The organism is Sediminibacterium goheungense (assembly GCF_004361915.1).
In the GTDB taxonomy this organism is placed as follows: domain Bacteria; phylum Bacteroidota; class Bacteroidia; order Chitinophagales; family Chitinophagaceae; genus Sediminibacterium; species Sediminibacterium goheungense.
Map to the genome: position 1 here is coordinate 1 of NZ_SNWP01000014.1, position 19,073 is coordinate 19,073.

18 protein-coding genes and 1 tRNA gene are annotated in these 19,073 nt (G+C 40.9%); 7 read left to right on the top strand and 12 right to left on the bottom strand.

All coding sequences use genetic code 11. The features are described from left to right. Window positions 1-106 precede the first annotated feature (106 nt). The gene (locus BC659_RS14855; RefSeq protein WP_162847447.1) at window positions 107-1,822 is read left to right on the top strand and encodes a M28 family peptidase; all 1,716 of its coding nucleotides are present in this window, start codon (window positions 107-109) and stop codon (window positions 1,820-1,822) included. 220 nt (window positions 1,823-2,042) lie between these two features. Here BC659_RS14855 and BC659_RS14860 read toward each other — a convergent pair whose 3' ends face one another. The 5 genes from BC659_RS14860 to BC659_RS14880 all read right to left on the bottom strand — a co-directional run bounded on the left by BC659_RS14860 (window position 2,043) and on the right by BC659_RS14880 (window position 4,675). Beyond that, on the bottom strand, window positions 2,043-2,291 hold the full coding sequence (locus tag BC659_RS14860; protein WP_133475609.1) for a GIY-YIG nuclease family protein: 249 nt from the start codon (window positions 2,289-2,291) through the stop codon (window positions 2,043-2,045). 205 nt (window positions 2,292-2,496) lie between these two features. After that, entirely contained in the window at window positions 2,497-2,745 is a 249-nt protein-coding gene (locus BC659_RS14865) for a GIY-YIG nuclease family protein (protein WP_133475609.1), read from the bottom strand. A 126-nt stretch (window positions 2,746-2,871) separates the two neighbouring features. Next, window positions 2,872-2,945: transfer RNA gene (locus BC659_RS14870), tRNA-Arg, on the bottom strand. Window positions 2,946-3,016: 71 nt separating this feature from the next. Beyond that, complete coding sequence (locus BC659_RS14875) at window positions 3,017-3,796, bottom strand: SDR family NAD(P)-dependent oxidoreductase (RefSeq protein WP_133475610.1); 780 nt, start codon at window positions 3,794-3,796, stop codon at window positions 3,017-3,019. A 66-nt stretch (window positions 3,797-3,862) separates the two neighbouring features. Next, a complete protein-coding gene (locus BC659_RS14880; protein WP_133475611.1) occupies window positions 3,863-4,675 on the bottom strand; it encodes a phytanoyl-CoA dioxygenase family protein in 813 nt (270 codons plus the stop codon). A 98-nt stretch (window positions 4,676-4,773) separates the two neighbouring features. Between BC659_RS14880 and BC659_RS14885 the strand changes: the two genes are divergently transcribed. Then, complete coding sequence (locus BC659_RS14885) at window positions 4,774-5,916, top strand: BamA/TamA family outer membrane protein (RefSeq protein ID WP_211340798.1); 1,143 nt, start codon at window positions 4,774-4,776, stop codon at window positions 5,914-5,916. Here BC659_RS14885 and BC659_RS14890 read toward each other — a convergent pair. From BC659_RS14890 to pfkA, 5 genes are all read right to left on the bottom strand, one after another. After that, window positions 5,913-6,560, bottom strand: coding sequence for a phosphatase PAP2-related protein (locus tag BC659_RS14890; protein WP_133475612.1), 648 nt, complete (start codon window positions 6,558-6,560; stop codon window positions 5,913-5,915). The two genes, BC659_RS14885 and BC659_RS14890, sit on opposite strands and share 4 nt — an antisense overlap. Window positions 6,561-6,623: 63 nt before the next feature. Beyond that, window positions 6,624-8,531 carry a glucosamine-6-phosphate deaminase gene (gene nagB, locus BC659_RS14895; protein WP_133475613.1) on the bottom strand — a complete coding sequence of 636 codons (1,908 nt, stop codon included), beginning with the start codon at window positions 8,529-8,531 and terminating at the stop codon, window positions 6,624-6,626. Between the two features lie 151 nt (window positions 8,532-8,682). Beyond that, on the bottom strand, window positions 8,683-10,533 hold the full coding sequence (locus tag BC659_RS14900; protein WP_133475614.1) for a CocE/NonD family hydrolase: 1,851 nt from the start codon (window positions 10,531-10,533) through the stop codon (window positions 8,683-8,685). Window positions 10,534-10,621: 88 nt separating this feature from the next. Continuing rightward, entirely contained in the window at window positions 10,622-12,112 is a 1,491-nt protein-coding gene (gene pyk / locus BC659_RS14905; RefSeq protein ID WP_133475615.1) for a pyruvate kinase, read from the bottom strand. A 58-nt stretch (window positions 12,113-12,170) separates the two neighbouring features. Next, on the bottom strand, window positions 12,171-13,187 hold the full coding sequence (gene pfkA / locus BC659_RS14910; RefSeq protein ID WP_246027155.1) for a 6-phosphofructokinase: 1,017 nt from the start codon (window positions 13,185-13,187) through the stop codon (window positions 12,171-12,173). A 110-nt stretch (window positions 13,188-13,297) separates the two neighbouring features. On the opposite strand from pfkA, the gene BC659_RS14915 reads away from it, so the two are divergent. The 3 genes from BC659_RS14915 to BC659_RS14925 are packed head-to-tail and all read left to right on the top strand — an operon-like array spanning window position 13,298 to window position 15,608. Continuing rightward, window positions 13,298-14,197, top strand: coding sequence for an SDR family oxidoreductase (locus BC659_RS14915; RefSeq protein WP_133475616.1), 900 nt, complete (start codon window positions 13,298-13,300; stop codon window positions 14,195-14,197). Continuing rightward, window positions 14,190-14,867, top strand: coding sequence for a lysoplasmalogenase (locus BC659_RS14920; RefSeq protein ID WP_133475617.1), 678 nt, complete (start codon window positions 14,190-14,192; stop codon window positions 14,865-14,867). The genes BC659_RS14915 and BC659_RS14920 overlap by 8 nt, the downstream gene beginning before the upstream one ends. Before the next feature lie 54 nt (window positions 14,868-14,921). Continuing rightward, window positions 14,922-15,608, top strand: coding sequence for a lysoplasmalogenase family protein (locus BC659_RS14925; RefSeq protein WP_133475618.1), 687 nt, complete (start codon window positions 14,922-14,924; stop codon window positions 15,606-15,608). 142 nt (window positions 15,609-15,750) lie between these two features. Here BC659_RS14925 and groL read toward each other — a convergent pair whose 3' ends face one another. Both groL and BC659_RS14935 read right to left on the bottom strand, forming a co-directional pair. Beyond that, window positions 15,751-17,385, bottom strand: a complete 1,635-nt coding sequence (groL, locus tag BC659_RS14930) for a chaperonin GroEL (RefSeq protein WP_133475619.1) — start codon at window positions 17,383-17,385, stop codon at window positions 15,751-15,753. Between the two features lie 123 nt (window positions 17,386-17,508). Further along, window positions 17,509-17,790, bottom strand: a complete 282-nt coding sequence (locus BC659_RS14935; protein WP_133475620.1) for a co-chaperone GroES — start codon at window positions 17,788-17,790, stop codon at window positions 17,509-17,511. A 268-nt stretch (window positions 17,791-18,058) separates the two neighbouring features. Between BC659_RS14935 and BC659_RS14940 the strand changes: the two genes are divergently transcribed. Beyond that, window positions 18,059-18,478 carry a hypothetical protein gene (locus tag BC659_RS14940; protein ID WP_133475621.1) on the top strand — a complete coding sequence of 140 codons (420 nt, stop codon included), beginning with the start codon at window positions 18,059-18,061 and terminating at the stop codon, window positions 18,476-18,478. A 36-nt stretch (window positions 18,479-18,514) separates the two neighbouring features. After that, window positions 18,515-18,982: a group I truncated hemoglobin gene (locus tag BC659_RS14945; protein ID WP_133475622.1), complete on the top strand. Its 468-nt coding sequence runs from the start codon at window positions 18,515-18,517 to the stop codon at window positions 18,980-18,982. Window positions 18,983-19,073 lie beyond the last annotated feature (91 nt).

Here is a 19,073-nt window from a genome sequence, read left to right on the forward strand (position 1 = left end):
ATTGACCATTGACCATTGACCATTGACCATTGACCATTGACCATTGACCATTGACCATTGACCATTGACCATTGACCATTGACCATTGACCATTGACCCCATGACTATGCGTATACTATTCATATTTTTTTTCATTTTTTCAGTTGCTGGTGTATCAGCACAGGCAGATCCTACACTCAGGAAATATTATGAACAGGTTCGGTTGCTGTTTAAGGAACAGGAAGCTTTTAAAACGGTATCATATGTAGAACAGCGCTGGCGCTTGCCGGGTAATAAAGGCTTTGATGAAAGTATTTACTATGTCGAAAATCTGCTGAAAAAAGCTGGATACATCAATGAAGCCGCAGCTAAATCAGGTGATAGGCTGACTTACCGGATTGAGAAAAGGCCTATGAGGCGGAAAACATGGGAACCTGTAGATGCCGTTGTTGAAATTGTAGGGGAAAAAGAACCGCTTCTTTCATTTCGTACCAATAGAAATATGCTGGCTATTAATTCTGCCTCTACGCCATCAGACGGTATTGAAGCTGAATTGTTGTATTTACCCAAAACTTCTGCAGATGCACTTGCTACACAACAACTGGAGGGTAAGATTATTTTTTCAGAGCAGCCTGTTTCACAGGTTGACAGGGCTATGGCCGGAAAAAATGTTGCAGGGGTAATGGGTTATTCGGTTCCTGCTTATACCCAGCCTGATAAACATCCCAACTCCATTCAATTCTCTTCTATTGCTCAGGTAGACAGTAGCAAAAAGCAGGGGTTTGGCATTGTATTATCAACCAGTGCCAGAAATCGTTTAAAGGAATTAGTTTCCAAAGGGCCGGTACGACTGCGTGTGAAGATTGAGGCAAAATCATATCAGGCTGAAGAACTCACGCTTGTAGCCGATATCAAAGGCAGCGAAAAAGCAGAGGAGCGTTTTGTATTTTCTGCACATGTGCAGGAACCAGGAGCCAATGATAATGCTTCCGGTGTGGGCACCCTGGTTGAAATGGCCAGTGTAGCGGCTCAGCTTTATAAAAGCAAAACTGTTCTGCCGCAGCGTAGTATTAGTTTCTTATGGGGCGATGAAATCAGTTCAACCCGAAGGTATATCGTTGAAGATTCCATAAGAGCTAAAGGAATAAAATGGGGCATGAGTCTTGATATGGTAGGAGAAGATACACAAAAAACGGGTGGTACTTTTCTTATCGAAAAAATGCCTGATCCATCGGCTGTATGGACAAGAGGTGATGAGAAACATACGGAATGGGGTGGAAGACCCTTGCCGGAATCTGCTATTGTGCCGCATTATTTTAATGATTTTATGCTGAGCCGCTGTTTGGATCAGGCTGCTACCAATGGCTGGGTGGTGAAAACAAATCCATTTGAAGGAGGTTCAGATCATACCCCCTTCCTGAATGCGAAAATACCGGGATTACTGCTATGGCATTTTACCGATGTTTTTTATCATACAGACGCTGACCGGATTGATAAAGTGTCTGCCTGGGAAATGAAAAATGTAGGCGTATCTGCATTGGCCGCAGCGTTTACGCTTACTGCCAATAATGAAAAACTCGTTCACTATTTAATTGAAGAATATAAACAGTCGGCACTGAAGAGATTAGCCATAGAAGCAGCATTAAGTAAAACGGCAATAGAAAAAGGAGGTAATAAAGAAACGGAAATACATATACTTGAAGTATGGGCCAAGTTTTATATGGATGCGTTGGGGAAAATGGCAGAAATTCCCTGTACCCAAATGGAAACGCTAACTCTGATTTCGGATGCTCAAAAAGTAGTTGATGATAAACGTAAAGAAATAATAAGCCTGTTTAAATAGAAGGTAGGTCTTTTATAGCAGGAGGTATTGGTGAAAAAAATCTGCGTTCTGATAGATGCAACTATTTATTTAACACAAAAACCAAACAGATTAATTTCAGACATAAAAAAAGAGTTAACGATAGTAGTTAACTCTTTTTAGTGACCTCGTCATCCGCCGCGGCGGAAAACCTGAAACCTTCTGATCCGTAGTCAGATGCTTCCGCCTCAGGCGGATTGAGCTACGAGATATTATTAAGGGTATTTTTTAGCCATTCTCTTCCTTTTCCAGATTTGAAGAATTTTTCTCTTTTCAAGGCTTCGGCTCTTGTTGAAAAGACTTCATAGTAGACAATTTTCCAGGGTCTGTATTTGCTGGTAAATGCAACCAACCCATCATTATGTTGCTGAACTCTCACCACAAGATTTTCAGTTGAACCTTTGTAGTAAATTCCTTTGTTGAGGGAGAACAAAACATAGGCATAAAACATAATGAAAGAATTGGCATTTGTGAAAATGGATGAATAATAGCAATGCTGTTAGCTCTTTCATTTTAGGTTGATCGATTGTAGCCGACATAAAAAAAGAGTTAACGATAGTAGTTAACTCTTTTTTTGTGACCTCGTCATCCGCCGCGGCGGAAAACCTGAAACCTTCTGATCCGTAGTCAGATGCTTCCGCCTCAGGCGGATTGAGCTACGAGATATTATTAAGGGTATTTTTTAGCCATTCTCTTCCTTTTCCAGATTTGAAGAATTTTTCTCTTTTCAAGGCTTCGGCTCTTGTTGAAAAGACTTCATAGTAGACAATTTTCCAGGGTCTGTATTTGCTGGTAAATGCAACCAACCCATCATTATGTTGCTGAACTCTCACCACAAGATTTTCAGTTGAACCTTTGTAGTAAATTCCTTTGTTGAGGGAGAACAAAACATAGGCATAAAACATAATGAAAGAATTGGCATTTGTGAAAATGGATAAATAATAGCAATGCTGTTAGCTCTTTCATTTTAGGTTAATCGATTGTAGCCGACATAAAAAAAGAGTTAACAATAGTAGTTAACTCTTTTTTAGTGACCTCGTCAGGATTCAAACCTGAAACCTTCTGATCCGTAGTCAGATGCTCTATTCAGTTGAGCTACGAGGCCAATCCCTCAATCGGGGTGCAAATATAAGGTTGCAACCAATAACTAACAAACTATAAGGTGTTTTTTCCTGATCAATCCAGTTCGTAAATGCCGGCAGCTGTTTTTTCTGCCAGTTTCTTGGGGAATAGCCATACCAGAAAAGCACCCAGCTGATTGATAAACCCTGTAATCACTTCTGCCTTTTTTGCATACATGGCTTTTACTGCAATGCCTGCCACCGCTTTGGGGGTCATGTTTACTTTTTCGGCCGCACGAAGGCCTTTGGCACCCACTTTGGCTCTGCTGGCAAATCCGGTGTCGGTAGAACCCGGACTTACTGCTGTTACTGATACCCCTTTATTGCGGAGTTCATACCTTAACCCCCGGCTAAAACTCAGTATAAAGGATTTACTCGCTGCATAGGTGGTTAATCCGGGTACAGACTGGTAGGCAGCGGAGCTGGCAATATTTAGTATGTAAGATGGCTGGTTTCTTTTCAATTGTGGTAAAAGCATGGCGGTTAATTCAACAGGCACTGTCATATTCACCTGCATCATAGCTTTATGCTCTTCAATTGTATAATCTGTAAAAGCCCCACTAAGTCCATAGCCTGCATTGTTTACCAGTATATTGATCTGATACTGATGATTTTCAATCCATGTTTTCAGGGTTTCAGCAGCATTGGGTACTGCCAGATCAAGCGATAAGAAATCGGCCTGAATAGCGTATTGCTGTTTCAGTTGTGAGGTCAGTTCCTCCAGTAATGCTGTATCCCTGGCTACCAATAAAAGATTTACCCGTCTGGAAGCCAGTTCTTCTGCAATGGCTTTTCCGATCCCTTTACTGGCCCCGGTTATCAATGCGTATGTCATGAAAAAGGGTTTGCATGAAAAAGGTCAACAGTAGTTGACCTTTTGGTATCAAGATTTTGATGGTTCTTAGTGGTGCACTTTTCCAGTAAACCTGTGATAGAAAGGTGTTTTACTGTTTTCATCTTTGGGTTTGTATTTACCGGTTACAATAGGTACATACATAACCCTTCTGCGGCTTTCTTCGCCAAACTTCGGAGATTGCTTTACACGATGCCATAAACGACCGTCGTGAACAGATAAATCACCAGAGTAAATATCAAATCCAACTTCTCTCGGATCGTCATTATTATCAATAAAATACTTCTTGCCAAAGAGCAGTTTAAACATACCCTGTTTGTGTGTACCTGGTAATACCCGTAAACCACCGTTTTCGAATAAACAGGTATCGAGGTGAATACCCACATTCAGCATGGGCATAATTTTTTGTCCCATGAATAAATCCCGGGGGCTATCTGTATGCCAACCCATCTGTGTAAAAGTACTGTTGGGTGTATTGATGTAGTTATTGATAACCAACCCATCTTTTTCATTCTCAGCAATACGTCCTTCATATGGCTGCAGAAATGCAGTTAATGCTTTCAGACGCTCATCACCTAAAAGATCATGCAATGGATTACTATACAATGAGCTGAAGCAAAGACGCTGAATGGTAGTATTACCCTGATCATCTTTTCCGAATTTCAGCGGAATACCGTTGATCTTGTCTTTCTTTTCATCCAGCCACTGTTTCTCCAGTCGCTTTAATTCGCTGATATATGTGGCTACTTTTTCCTGATCAAGGAAGTTGCGAAACACGATTACACCATGCTTGTCAAAAAAATCCAGTTGCTCGGGGCTTACCGTATCGCCAAGCTTAAAATGACTGTCCCATTTTTTCATTCTGATCCGGTTCGTTTAGTATATAACTGTAATGTTAATTATTTATTACAAAATTGTAAAGTGTCAGGGTCTGTGAAACAAGCAAAAGTAAGTAAATTATGGCCAGATTTCGCACTTATAATGGTACCAACGGCTTATTTTGCATTTATATGACACGTTGCATCAGGCGTTTATGCCTTTATTCATTGCTTTTGCCTGTTTTTTCCACAGTCATCGCCCAGGATTCTACCCGCAGTCAGTCCAAACTCGTCATTTTTCCTGCTATGACACGTTCTATAGAGACCAGTTGGGCTTTTGGAGGTGCTGCCTCCTATACTTTCAGGGTCTCTGCTAAAGATACCTTATCACGTACTTCCAGCATTCAGATGGGGGTATTGTATTCCCTCAGAAAACAGTTGGTTTCTTCTATCAGAGGTACCCAGTACCTGCGTAATGAAAACTGGATATTTAACGAACAGATTTCCTTCAGTTCCTTCCCGGATAAATTCTGGGGGATGGGTAAAAATACGGCTGATAACAGCGTCGAAGACTATTCTTTCAAACAGATGTACATTTACCTGCATTTGATGAAGAAAATAGCCCCACGTTTATTTGCTGGGCTATTATATGAATACCAGCGTGTATGGAACATCAGTTACAAGCCTGGTGGACTATTCGATCAGCAGCAGGTGCCTGGCAGGCAAAACTATCATGTTTCCGGACTTGGCTTGAGTCTTACCTACGATAGCCGCAATCATGCATTTTCTCCTGATAAAGGTTTTTTTGCACAGACTTATTTTAACCATTTTAGTCCCCTCACAGGTTCACAGTATCCCTACACCAATCTGGTAGTGGATATTCGAAAGTATGTGCCTGCGGGTAAGGATGCTGTTTTTGCAGCACAGGCATGGCTATTTGGCAATATTGGTAAATCGGTGCCACTACGTAGTCAGGCAGCTTTTGGTGGCGATAATACCATGCGTGGCTACTATCAGGGACGTTTTCGTGATTTACAACAATTTGTAATACAAGGGGAGTACCGCCGCCATATATATAAGCGCTTTGGTATCGTAGCATTTGCAGGTATGGGAAACGTAGCGCATGAGATCGGGGAACTTAATTTCAGTAACCTGAAATATTCTTTTGGCGGTGGAATGAGGTATGCATTAAATGCTTCTGAAAAACTCAACCTCCGTATCGATTATGGAATTGGCAAGGGCAATAACAGCGGGTTTTATTTCCAGCTTGCCGAGGCTTTTTAATAGGAGCTGCCAAGTTTACTTACCATGTAGACTATATAAGTGAATACAAATGCAGCCAATACATCAATGGTATAATGTACGTGCTGCACCAATACCAGTATAGCTACTGCGAGTGTTGCTACAAATGCGATATACTTATCTGTTTTTTTCGGCAAACAAAGACACATGATAAACATGTTAGAGGTATGACCTGAAAAGAAGAGGTCTTTGGTCATAAATTTATCTTTTCCTCCATATATCAGGCTGGTGATCGGGTCGTTCAGTTTTATTAGACCCGCCGGTGGATCAAGTGGAACCATGGCTATACTTACCATACGTGCGATGCACAATAAAGTAAAAGCCGATAGCATCAGCAGGGCAAACGATGGTTGTTGTATCATTCGCACAATAACAAGACCACTGATTGTCCATATAATCAGAAAAGTCGGTACGGAAACATCAGCAGGGGGGATGGCATGTAAAACCAGATCATGCAGTGTGGCGCCTTCCCGTTTTTCAATATAATGAAAGAAAGTCGGGAGAGAAAAAACAATCACAATCAATACAAGTGAAGCAATAGAAAATTTTCTTCTGAATACAGGATTGCCCCAGGCTTCCTGCCAGTGCGATTTATAGCTTATTTGCTTATGGGTATATTCCTGCATCCGGCAAATATAAAACCTCCGCTTTATTCAAAACGGAGGTTTTATAACAACGGTTAACAGGAATTAATAATGCCATCTTACAAAAGCTTCCATAGCAGCATATTTTGTCATGCCCAAAGCTGCATAAAGATTTGCTGTATTTGCGTTCCGGTCTTCAGCACGTTGCCAGAATTCTCGGCTATCGCTTCCCTGAAAAGGCACCATATCTTTTTGTGACTGATGGATAAATATGCCGAAACGCTTTTTCATTACCTGATCCGGACTCATCGGAATAGCCATTTCAATTTCTGCAATATCCCATTCCTGCCATGCGCCTTTGTATAACCATACCCAGCAATCTTTGATCCATTCATCACCCGCAGCTTTTATACGGCGAAGACTTTCGAAAATAATGTCCAGGCAAACCTTGTGTGTACCATGCGGATCAGCCAGGTCACCGGCACAATAAATCTGCTGTGGCTGGAGTTTTCGGAGTAAGGCCATTGTAATTTCAATATCCGCTTCACCCATTGGGTTTTTCTCTACCGTGCCTGTTTCATAAAAAGGCAGGTTCATAAAGTGACAACGATCATCAGTCAAGCCTACATACCTGCAAGTAGCTTTGGCTTCGCATCGGCGAATCAATCCCTTAATAGCCCTGATTTCATTTGTGTCGCGCTGATTTTTCTTTTTGCCTGAAATAAAACTCCTGGCCGATTGCAAAATATCCTGACTTTTTTTGTTATCGATACCAAACATTTCTTCAAACCCAACTGCAAAATCAATAAATCTTGTTACGAATTCATCTGCTACTGCAATATTGCCGCTGGTCTGGTAAGCTACATGTACTTCATGCCCCTGATCGTGCAGACGCATAAAGGTACCACCCATGCTGATGATATCATCATCAGGGTGAGGTGAGAAGATCAGGCACTTTTTAGGATAGGGGCTGCTTCTTTCCGGATGCGCCGGTATAACAGCATTGGCTTTCCCACCTGGCCATCCTGTGAGACTGTCTCTCAACATATAAAATACCTGCAGATTGATTTCATAGGCTTCACCTTTTTCAACAATCAGGTCCGACAGGCCATTTTCATTATAGTCAATTTCTGTGAGGCTTAATACAGATTTATTCAGTTTTAGTGCCAGATTGATTACAGCTCTCTTAATCATTTTAGGTGTCCACTCACAATCACCAGTAAGCCAGGGCGATTTAATACGTGTGAGTTCTGATGATGCTGCCTCATCAATTACAAAAGTACAGTTGTCGTGCTGCTGGAGAATACTGGCAGGTACCTGTTCTGTTACATCTGCTTCTACTGAAAGGGCTATGATTTTTCCTTTCATTCCCCAGCCCATTAATAGTATACGTCGGGCCTTCATGATAACACTGATGCCCATAGTAACAGCAAGTCTTGGTACTTTAGAGATATTCTGAAACTCATATGCATTGGCCATCCGGGTAGTGTTATCCAGATTCACCAGTCTTGTTTTTGAATGAATGCTTGAACCAGGTTCGTTAAAACCAATATGTCCGTTTTTACCAATCCCCAGTATCTGCAGATCAATACCACCCACTTCTTCAATCATCTGATCATATTCGGCACAATATTTTTTGATTTCATCTTTCGGCCATTGTCCGCTGGGTATATGAATATTTTTCGGATCTATATCAACATGATCAAAAAGATGTCTGTGCATAAAACTCCAGTAACTCTGGAATGCATCCTTTTCAATCGGGTAATATTCATCCAGGTTAAAACTGATCACGTTGGCAAAACTCAATCCTTCCTCCCTGTGCATACGAACGAGTTCGGCATACATACTGATAGGAGTAGAGCCTGTAGCCAGCCCCAATACACATTTTTCACCTTTCTGCTGTTTTTCGCGGATCAGTGCTGCAATTTCTCCAGCCACGTATTTCGATCCGTCTTTTGACGAGGAATAAATTTTAACCGGAATCTTCTCAAAGGAATCAACCATGTTTGACATAGATTTTGATTTAACGAAAATACACCGAATCCTTTACAAAAACCGCAAAAAAACGCAATAATTAATCGTTAACGTACCAATTTTGCTATTTTTCTCTTATGTTCTTGCAATAATATGCGTGTATTTTAGGTGACGGATCAAGTTTCTGCGGCTATTTTAAAACAGGTAAAACAATTCTTGAATCGTTATGGTAAATCCTGATGGAGGCTTTTTTAAAATCACTGTCCTTTGCCTGATAAATATCCATAAACTGTTGCGGGTTACGGTCTACCAACGGAAACCAAGTGCTCTGAACCTGTATCATGAGTTTATGTCCTTTTTTGAAAGTATGCGCCACATCCGGTAAACTGTACTTTACCCGGGTAGGCTTATTGGGTACAAATGGTTCAGGCTTTTCAAAACTGTTTCTGAATTTTCCACGCATAACTTCACCCCGCACAAGCATCTGGTATCCATTCATGATATATCCGTTTTCTTTTTCGTATGTAAAATTATCAGGAAATACATCAATCAGTTTTACTACGAAATCGGCATCTGTACCCGACAATGCCACCATCAGATCAGCAACAACAGGACCTGCAAGCGTGAGGTCGTTTTCCAGTACCTCTGTCTGAAATACCAACACATCTGGCCTTCTGGCTGCAAAACGCTGGTCATCTGTCATATATTCTCTTGTTCTTCCGAAATGCACATCTTCGGTATACGGAACAGGTTTGGCAGGATCGCTGGTATATTCGCTCCAACTGCTCAGCGGAGCCATCAATGGTACGGCTTTTGATAAATATCCGCCTTTGCGTAAAGCATAGCTTTCATACGAAATATTGTCTGCAGGCCATTTGGGTAAATGCTTCCATTCGTTTGAGCCTGAAAAGAAAATAGTAGCTTCCTGAATATGATCAATACTTCCTTTCTGTTTCAGGTAATAATTAAAGAAGGGTAGCTCTATATTTTTTCCATACCATTCGCTCGTATTACTGCCCCATTGAATATTCCCCAGGGTTTTACCATCACTTCTGGCCCATTGACCATGGTACCATGGCCCCATCACAATTTTGTTATTATTTTTTGTTTTCTGCTCTATCGATTTATAAAGGTTCCAAGCCCCGAAACAGTCTTCTGCATCATAGAGGCCCCCCACTATCAGTGTTGCAATAGAAGGTGAAATAGATTGTACGTTGGCACGTGCATCCCGTGCTTTCCACCAGCTATCATAAGTAGGGTGGTTCATCAAATCTTTCCAGAAACGAATAGTATCACCCATTAATCTGGTAAAATTGGGAAGCGCTCCGGTGCGTAAATAGAATTCATAGTTGTCTTTTGTTGGAAAATCGAATCCCTTTGGACCAACCGTTGTAGGGAAGGGCCTGGGTTTACCGAATCCCGAGTAAAAGGCAAAGCCATCCATCAGCATAAACGCGCCATTATGGTGAAAGTCATCACCTAAAAACCATTCTGTAACAGGGGCCTGTGGACTCACAGCTTTCAGTGCCGGATGGTTGCTTAGTGCAGCCATGGTTGAATAGAATCCGGGATAGGAAATACCAAATACTCCTACATTCCCATTGTTATCCTGAATGTTTTTTACCAACCAGTCAATGGTATCATAAGTATCACTTGCCTCATCTGTTTCTTTTTCTTTTTTATTGGGCTGATAGGGTCTGATATCCTCAAAAACACCTTCACTCATCCATCTACCCCTTACGTCCTGTTGTACATATATATAGTTCTCTTTCATGAAATACATTCTCGGTGAGTTCCAGAAAGCGGAATAATTTTTCTCACCATAAGGGGCGCAGGAGTAAGGTGTGCGCGTCATGAGAATGGGATTCTTTTGCGTTGCGTTTTTGGGAGCATAGATGGTTGTAAAAAGTTTTACCCCATCGCGCATTGGAATGTACACTTCTTTCTTTGTATAGTTGTTTACAAACCAGGCAGAATCGGATGTTTGTGCATAGGTTTTTATGATCAATACAAGAAAAGAAATGAAAAAGACTTTTTTCATATGGCCGTATATTAAGTATTGGGAAAACAATATAAAAAAAGATTCCCATGGGGAATCTTTTACGTTCAAAATATATCAGGGATGTTCCTTACACTACTTTGGTAAGCTTGATAATATTGGTGGGTAGGTGTTGGTCAACCGGTGTAGATCCCGTATTTACCACCACATCCCCAGTTTTAAGGAATCCTCTTTCTTTCAGAATATTGATCTGATCGAAAATAATATCATCAAGACTGTCTTCTTCAGCATAATAAAATGCACGAACGCCCCAACTAAGGCTCAATTGATTTACAAGTGATTTTTCCTTAGTAAAGATATACAGGGGTGAAGAGGGCCTATAGCTGCTAAGCATAAAAGCTGTATAACCACTCTGCGTCATACCAACAAGTGCCTGTGCTGAAACATCTTCCGATATTTTACAGGCATTATAACAGATGGCATCACTATGGAAGGATGGAGAATGTGGTTGCGGCTTCAGGTCTTCGGAACGGTTATAACGATATTCTTTCTTTTCCACTTCCAGAATAATCTTACGCATGGTTTCAACCACTAATGCCGGATGATTACCAGCAGCAGTTTCACCACTCAGCATCACTGCATCAGCTCCTTCCAGTACAGCATTGGCTACATCCGTAATTTCACTTCTGTTGGGTTTTACCCTGTCTATCATGCTTTCCATCATTTGTGTTGCCACAATAACAGGTTTAGCTCGGTGAATACATTTGCGGATCAGTTCTTTTTGAATAAGCGGAATCTGTTCAACCGGTAACTCAACACCCAGATCGCCACGCGCTACCATGATGCCATCACTTTCTATGATGATGTCACGGATGTTTACCAGTGCTTCCGGCTTTTCAATTTTTGCAATGATTTTTGTTTTACTTTTTTTCTCAGTGAGTTTACTTCTGAGGATTACAATATCTTTTACACTGCGTACAAAGCTTAATGCTACCCAGTCCAGTTGCTGTTCGATAATGAAATCAAGGTCAATCAGATCCTTTTCTGTTAGTGCAGGTAAGGAAATTTTAGTATCGGGCAGGTTAATACCTTTTTTGGATGATAAAATGCCACCCAGTGTTACCACTACTTTGACATCGCCGTTTTTCTCAATGCTGACAACCTTTACTTCAATTTTCCCATCATCAATCATGATGATGTTTCCTACCACTACATCACCTGCCAGGTTAGGATAGGAAACATATATCTTTTCAAGATTACCGATACATTTTTCATTTGTAAAAGTGAGAATGTCGCCTACTTTAACATCTAATGCATTGTTTTCTATTTCACCTACCCGCAATTTCGGACCCTGTAAATCGCCCAGAATTGAAATATTATATGGTTGTGTTTTGTTGATGTTGCGGATATGTTCTATGATTCGCTGCTTATCTTCATGGCTGCCATGTGAAAAGTTTAATCTGAACACATTTACGCCAGCTTTCACCAATGCCAATAATTGTTCATAGCTATCGCAGGCCGGTCCAACTGTAGCAACAATTTTGGTTTTGTGGTTTACGTGTTCCAGCCCTGCTTGTTTATCCATGTTCCTGTGCAGGTACTTGTCTAGGTTTTTTGACATTGTAGAGGGGATGTTTATTGGTTTACGATCCAGTGATTGGTATTGCTTGTTTAACCAATCAGCTTGCTAATATTTTAACAATTTTCAGCCAGTCTTCTGAAATTTTCTGTTTTGCCTTAATGGCATTATCAAGTGGTATGTAATTCATCTTATTGTTGAGTATACCTACCATAACATTAAAGCGACCGTTAAGCAGGCATTCTACTGCATGATAACCCATCCGGCTTGCAATCAGCCTGTCTAAACAGGTAGGTGAGCCACCTCTCTGAATATGTCCAAGTATACAAACCCTGGTGTCGGCATTGGGTAGTCTTTTTTTAATAATTTCAGCCACTTCATTGGCCCCACCATATTCGTCTCCTTCGGCTACCACAATAAGGTTGACAAGTTTTTTTCTTTTTTCTTTTTCTGTAAGTGAACTGATTAGCTCTTCAATATCTGTTTTGGTTTCAGGGATCAGAATATTTTCGGCACCTGTGGCAATACCACTGTGTAAGGCAATATATCCGGCATCTCTACCCATCACTTCCACAATGAATAAACGATCGTGGGCATCTGCGGTATCCCTGATTTTATCAATGGCTTCTACCGCTGTATTTACAGCCGTATCAAAACCAATGGTAAAATCACTTCCGGCAATATCTTTATCAATCGTACCTGGTAAACCTATGCAGGGAATATCAAACTCGTTACTGAATTTCTGGGCTCCCCTGAAACTGCCATCCCCTCCGATAATGACCAAACCGTTAATGCCTCTTTTCTTGAGGTTCTCGTAAGCTTTGGCACGTCCTTCCGGTTCAAAAAAATCCTTACTTCTGGCTGTTTTCAGTATGGTCCCGCCCCGCTGTATGATATTGGCTACTGAGCGTGAATCCATCTGGAAAATATCATCTTCAATCATGCCGCTATACCCCCTCATGATTCCATATACTTCCAGACCATGATAATTACCTGTTCTCACAACAGCTCTGACCGCAGCGTTCATTCCCGGTGAATCTCCCCCTGATGTGAGTACCCCTATTTTTGTTACTTTTTTATCAGACATTTCTTTTGGCAGTTCTTCTTTCTTTTGCAATTGGTATTAAATCTAACTCGATGTGTATCAACTACACGGAGTTTCAAAAATAAGCATTTGGGTTCAATTGCCAATAGTTACATCTGATTACATTTCAGTAAACTTGCTGTATGAAAATCTTGGTAACAGGTGCTAACGGCTTTACAGGGCAACACTTATGTATAACACTTGTGCATAAAGGGTTTGAGGTATATGCATTAGGGCGAGGACCGCAAAGGATTGCTGTTCATAAACGCCTTATTTATCACAATGTAGAACTAACAAGTGTTCGTTCAGTTTTGCGTGTATTTGAAAAGGTAAATCCGGATGTTGTTATTCATACAGCTGCCATGAGCAAACCTGATGAATGTGACAAAAACCGCGATGCAGCCATAAAAAATAATGTAGATGCTACCCGTTACCTGTTAGAAGCCAGCCGCCACTTCCCAATACACTTTATTCATTTATCGACCGATTTTATTTTCGGGGAAAATGGACCTCATGCCGAAAATGATGAGCCAGGCCCTTTGAATTTTTATGGAGAAACCAAACTGATGGCAGAAAAACTGGTTCAGGAAAGTGGTCTTATCGCTACTATCGTCAGACCTGTATTTATATATGGCAGGATTAGGGAGGGTATGCGGCCAAGTTTTATTCAATGGGTACAGCAGAAACTGGAAGCAGGTGAAACCATACAGGTAGTTACCGACCAACAACGTACACCTACTTATGTAAATGATTTATGCGACGGAATACTACAAATACTAATGTTTAGAAAACAAGGGGTGTACCACCTTGCAGGAAAAGACATTTTGTCTCCATATGAAATGGCTATAACCGTTGCGAAAGTATTAGATTTGAACCGACAACTGATTGTTCCCGTTACATCGGCAACATTTCCGGAACCGGTTATACGGGCAAAAAAATCAGGCTTGCAAATTCAAAAAGCCATACAGGAACTTGGCTATGCACCGCATAGTTTTGAAGAAGCAGTGCAAGTAAGTCTGCAAAAAAAAATAGCCGATGAGTAAGAGAAAGATATTGCTTGTTATATTTCTATTACTGTTGTTGATGCATTGCTTTAGTATTCAGGTTGAAATGAACCAGATCAGAACCATTACCAAAGTAATGCTGGTTCCCTTACTCATATTGCATCTTATTGTTAACCGCTCATTTACATCTGCCGGCTATCTGCCATTGATTGCGCTGTTTTTTTCATGGCTGGGCGATATACTATTGCTGGGTGAGGGTACGGCTTTCTTTCTATCAGGCATGACAGCTTTTGTTATGACACATGTTTCTTATAGCCTCGGGTTCCTCAAAATTCATCCGGTTACTACAAAAGACCGGGGATATTTTCTGTATCCATTCATGGCTTTACTGATCGTAAGCAGCCTGGTTTTCTTCTTTCTGAGAAATGATCTCGGCTCGTACCTGATACCTGTTTTTGTATATATGATGTTCATTAGTGGTATGGCCGCACTGGCATTGCATACATATGCTAATCAGCAGGTTAAAGCGATTGTATCATACACTTTTATTCCCGGAGCACTTTTATTTGTTATCAGTGATGCATTGCTGGCCATCAATATGTTCCGCATGCACCATCCTGTACTGGAAGTACTGGTTATGCTTACTTATGGCCTTGCTCAGTTTTTTATTGTTCGCGGAATTCAAAAAACATCAGAACTTTCAGTTTAGTTTGCAGATTATGTTTTAGCTTCCCATATTGCTTCTAAACTGTCATTGACATTCATGGATTTTATCCGAAAATATATACTACACGTATTCTGGGTGTTGTTATTGCTTCATTGCACCTTTCATTTTTTTCATCTACCATTTGTTGCCATCAGTAAACTACTGCTTATTCCATCTTTGATCATCTATCTTTTTACCAGGAAAACAGAGGATGCTCTAGCCGGGATCAATATTTTTTACCTGATCGCTATGTTATTTGGTTTTATTGGCGACATGTTGCTGGTTATTATAGATGATCTTTTATTCCTGCCCGGAATGATTGCCTATATGATCAATCTAATCTTAATGAGTGTTTTTTTCTGGCAATTGCAACGGTTCTCTTTCCGGAAAATAATCCGGCCATTATTAGTGATTGCATTACTGTCAATTGCCGGCTATCTTGTTTTTTCTTTTCTGGGCGATAAGCTGCGACAGTTTCAGGTGCCCGTTTTGTGTTATATGTTTTTTGTAACTATTACAACTGCTCTGTCGATTAATACAACTTATCATTCTCAATTAAAGAAAACCGGCTGGCTGTTTTTTGCGGGTGCCATTGTATTTGTTATATCCAATACCATTCTGGTGATGAACAGGTTTTACCTTTTATGGCATAATCTTTATATAGCTGTAATGCTTACCTATGGTATTGCACAATATTTATTTGCCAGGGGAGTGGCTGAAGTGAGTAAGCATATTAAAACATAATCCTGCTTTTTTTGGAAACAAGATATCTGTTACAGATAAAAGAGGCATCGGATTTTAATAGAAATGAGTAAAAAAAATCCCCGTTCATTCAAATGAAACGGGGATCTTATGTGTATCAGCCAGCGGCTGATAAGATATGTTCTTAGTAACCCATACCACCCATATCAGGAGCACCTGCATGGCTGTGTGGTGCTTCTGGTTTTGGTTTGTCTGCAATTACACACTCAGTAGTGAGGAGCATAGCAGCAATAGAAGCAGCATTCTCAAGTGCCACACGGCTTACCTTGGTAGGATCAATAACACCTGCTTTCAACAGGTTTTCGAATACTTCTGTACGGGCATTGAAACCAAAATCGCCTTTGCCTTCTTTGATTTTCTGTACAACGATTGAACCTTCGATACCGCTGTTGGCTACAATCTGACGCAGTGGCTCTTCGATCGCTCTTTTTACGATCTGAATACCGGTTGCTTCATCTTCATTGGCGCCTTTCAGTTTCTCCAGTGATTCTACTGCACGGATATAGGCAACACCACCGCCTGGTACAATACCTTCTTCAACAGCAGCACGTGTCGCATGCAACGCATCATCAACACGGTCTTTCTTCTCTTTCATTTCCACTTCAGTAGCAGCACCTACATACAATACGGCAACACCACCACTCAATTTTGCCAGACGTTCCTGGAGTTTCTCACGATCGTAATCGGAAGTTGTATTTTCAATCTGTGCTTTGATCTGGTTAACACGGGCAACGATATCGGCTTTTTTACCTTTACCACCTACCACAGTTGTGTTATCTTTATCGATGGTTACAGAGGCAGCCTGACCTAAATAAGAAAGATCAGCATTCTCTAATTTAAAGCCCTGCTCTTCACTTACTACAGTACCTGCAGTGAGGATGGCAATATCTGTAAGCATTTCTTTTCTGCGGTCACCGAAACCAGGTGCTTTAACAGCAGCCACTTTCAGCGTACCACGTAATTTATTCACCACCAGTGTTGCGAGTGCTTCACCTTCTAAGTCTTCTGCAATGATCAACAATGGGCGGCCGCTCTGTGCAACTTTCTCCAGAATATGGAGAATGTCTTTCATAGCGCTGATTTTCTTATCGTAGATCAGGATATATGGATTCTGTAATTCAGCTTCCATTTTCTCACTGTTGGTAACGAAGTAAGGAGAAATGTAACCACGATCGAACTGCATACCTTCTACTACATCTACAGTTGTATCAGTACCTTTTGCTTCTTCAACAGTAATAACACCTTCTTTACCTACTTTACCCATCGCAGTAGCAATCAGTTTGCCAATCTCGCTATCGCTGTTGGCAGAGATGGTAGCTACCTGTTCAATTTTCTTAGAATCGTTACCTACAGCCTGCGACTGTGCTTTCAGGTTCTCAACCACTTTGGCAACAGCTTTGTCGATACCACGTTTCAGGTCCATAGGATTGGCACCTGCAGCCACGTTTTTCAGTCCTTCGCCGATGATAGCCTGAGCCAGAACGGTTGCTGTAGTAGTACCATCACCTGCAATATCAGCAGTTTTAGAAGCTACTTCTTTTACCATTTGTGCACCCATATTCTCAATCGCATCTTCCAGTTCAATTTCTTTTGCTACAGTAACACCATCTTTGGTTACAGAAGGGGCACCGAATTTTTTCTCGATCACTACATTACGTCCTTTAGGGCCGAGTGTAACTTTCACAGCATTCGCCAGGGTATCAACACCCTTTTTCATTTTATTTCTTGCTTCGATATCGAAGAATATTTGTTTTGCCATTTTTATTCAATTTGAAAATTTGAAAATTTGGAAATTTGAAAATATGTGGTGTAGGTCACTATGAAAATCTGAAGCTGAAGTATATTCATTTTCAAATTTTCAAATTACTACACTTTCAAATTATTACACGATTGCCAACAGATCGCTTTCACGCATAATCAGTAGATCCTGACCTTCGATCTGGATTTCTGTACCGGCATATTTGCCATACAATACCGTATCGCCCACTTTTACGGTCATGGGCTCATCTTTTTTACCGGTTCCGGCAGCTACGATGGTTCCACGTTGGGGTTTTTCTTTTGCAGTGTCAGGGATGATAATTCCGCCGGCAGTTTTTTCTTCAGCAGCGGCCGGCTTAACAATTACTCTGTCATGCAGAGGAGTAACGTTGAGTTTCTTAGCCATACGTTATTGGTTTTTAATTTAATAAGGTTTAAAATCTGATTCTATTTCATCGAGAATTATGCCATTAGGGGTCAATAGGTCAAAATTTCAGTTTTGATGCCATTTTTTACCCTGATCCCTCTATAACACTGTCAGAACGGGCGGCAAAGATGCAGGAAGTTTCCCGTTTCTGGTGTCAATTTTTCATTTTAGGAGATTTCTGAAAAATATTGTCGGTGGTCAATCCAAACCATTCCATCTGCCGTATATGTCATTAAAACGTCATAAAATGAAACTGATCAAACGCATTACAAAAGGAATCCTGATCCTGTTTCTGGTACTGTTTGCCAGTCTTTTCATATACGCCAACTGGAGCGAGCCCAGTTTGGGAGAAAGGGTTTATATGGAGAATCCTACGCAAATCGTGGTTATGCGTTTTCCAGAGGGATTTACGGGGAAAGATTCTGCTGCTATCGACCACTACTTCATGACACAAAAAGGGGTGTATTCAAATATTGTCAGCCTCAATAGCCAGACATTATGCGTAACCATTGATCCAAGAGTAACCAATCGTTCAGCTATACTGGATGCCGCCAAAGCATACAATACATCTATTGTTGAACGTGCACCACTGAATTCCAGAGCTGAATGTCCGGTAAATCTGCATGCTTTCAGGAAAATTACCTATGCCCTGAATGTTCGTAAGTAAATATCATTTCATCACTAACCAATAAATCAATAAAAAATGAAAAAAAGTCTGTTACGTATGTCAGCTGTAGCACTTTCTGCTGCTATGCTGTTTACAGCATGTAAAAAAGATGATGCACCGCCTGCAAACGCTGGGAGCGAATTGTACAAAAGGCTGGGTAGTAATGCCGGTATAAAGAAAGTAGTGGACGACTTTATAGGCATTGTAGTAGCCGATAATGTGATCAACGGTTTTTTTGCAAATACCGCAAAATCCCAGGAGCGGGTAGATGATCTTAAAATGAACCTCGTAAACCAGATTGGTCAGGCTGTTGGTGGACCGGAAAAGTATACAGGTTTGTCTATGAAGGCGGCGCATGTGGGGCTGGGTATTAAAGATGTGCATTTCAATGCATTGGTAAACGACCTGGTTGCGGCATTGAAAAAGAACAATGTAAGTGACGCAGATGTGAATACCATTGGCGGGGTATTACTGCCTATGAGAGCAGACATTGTTGAGCCTTAATCCGGAATGGATTATTTATAGGTTGTATCAAGGTTAAACCTGTCCGTTCCCGGACGGGTTTTTTCATTTTGACCGGGTGCCTGAAAACAAT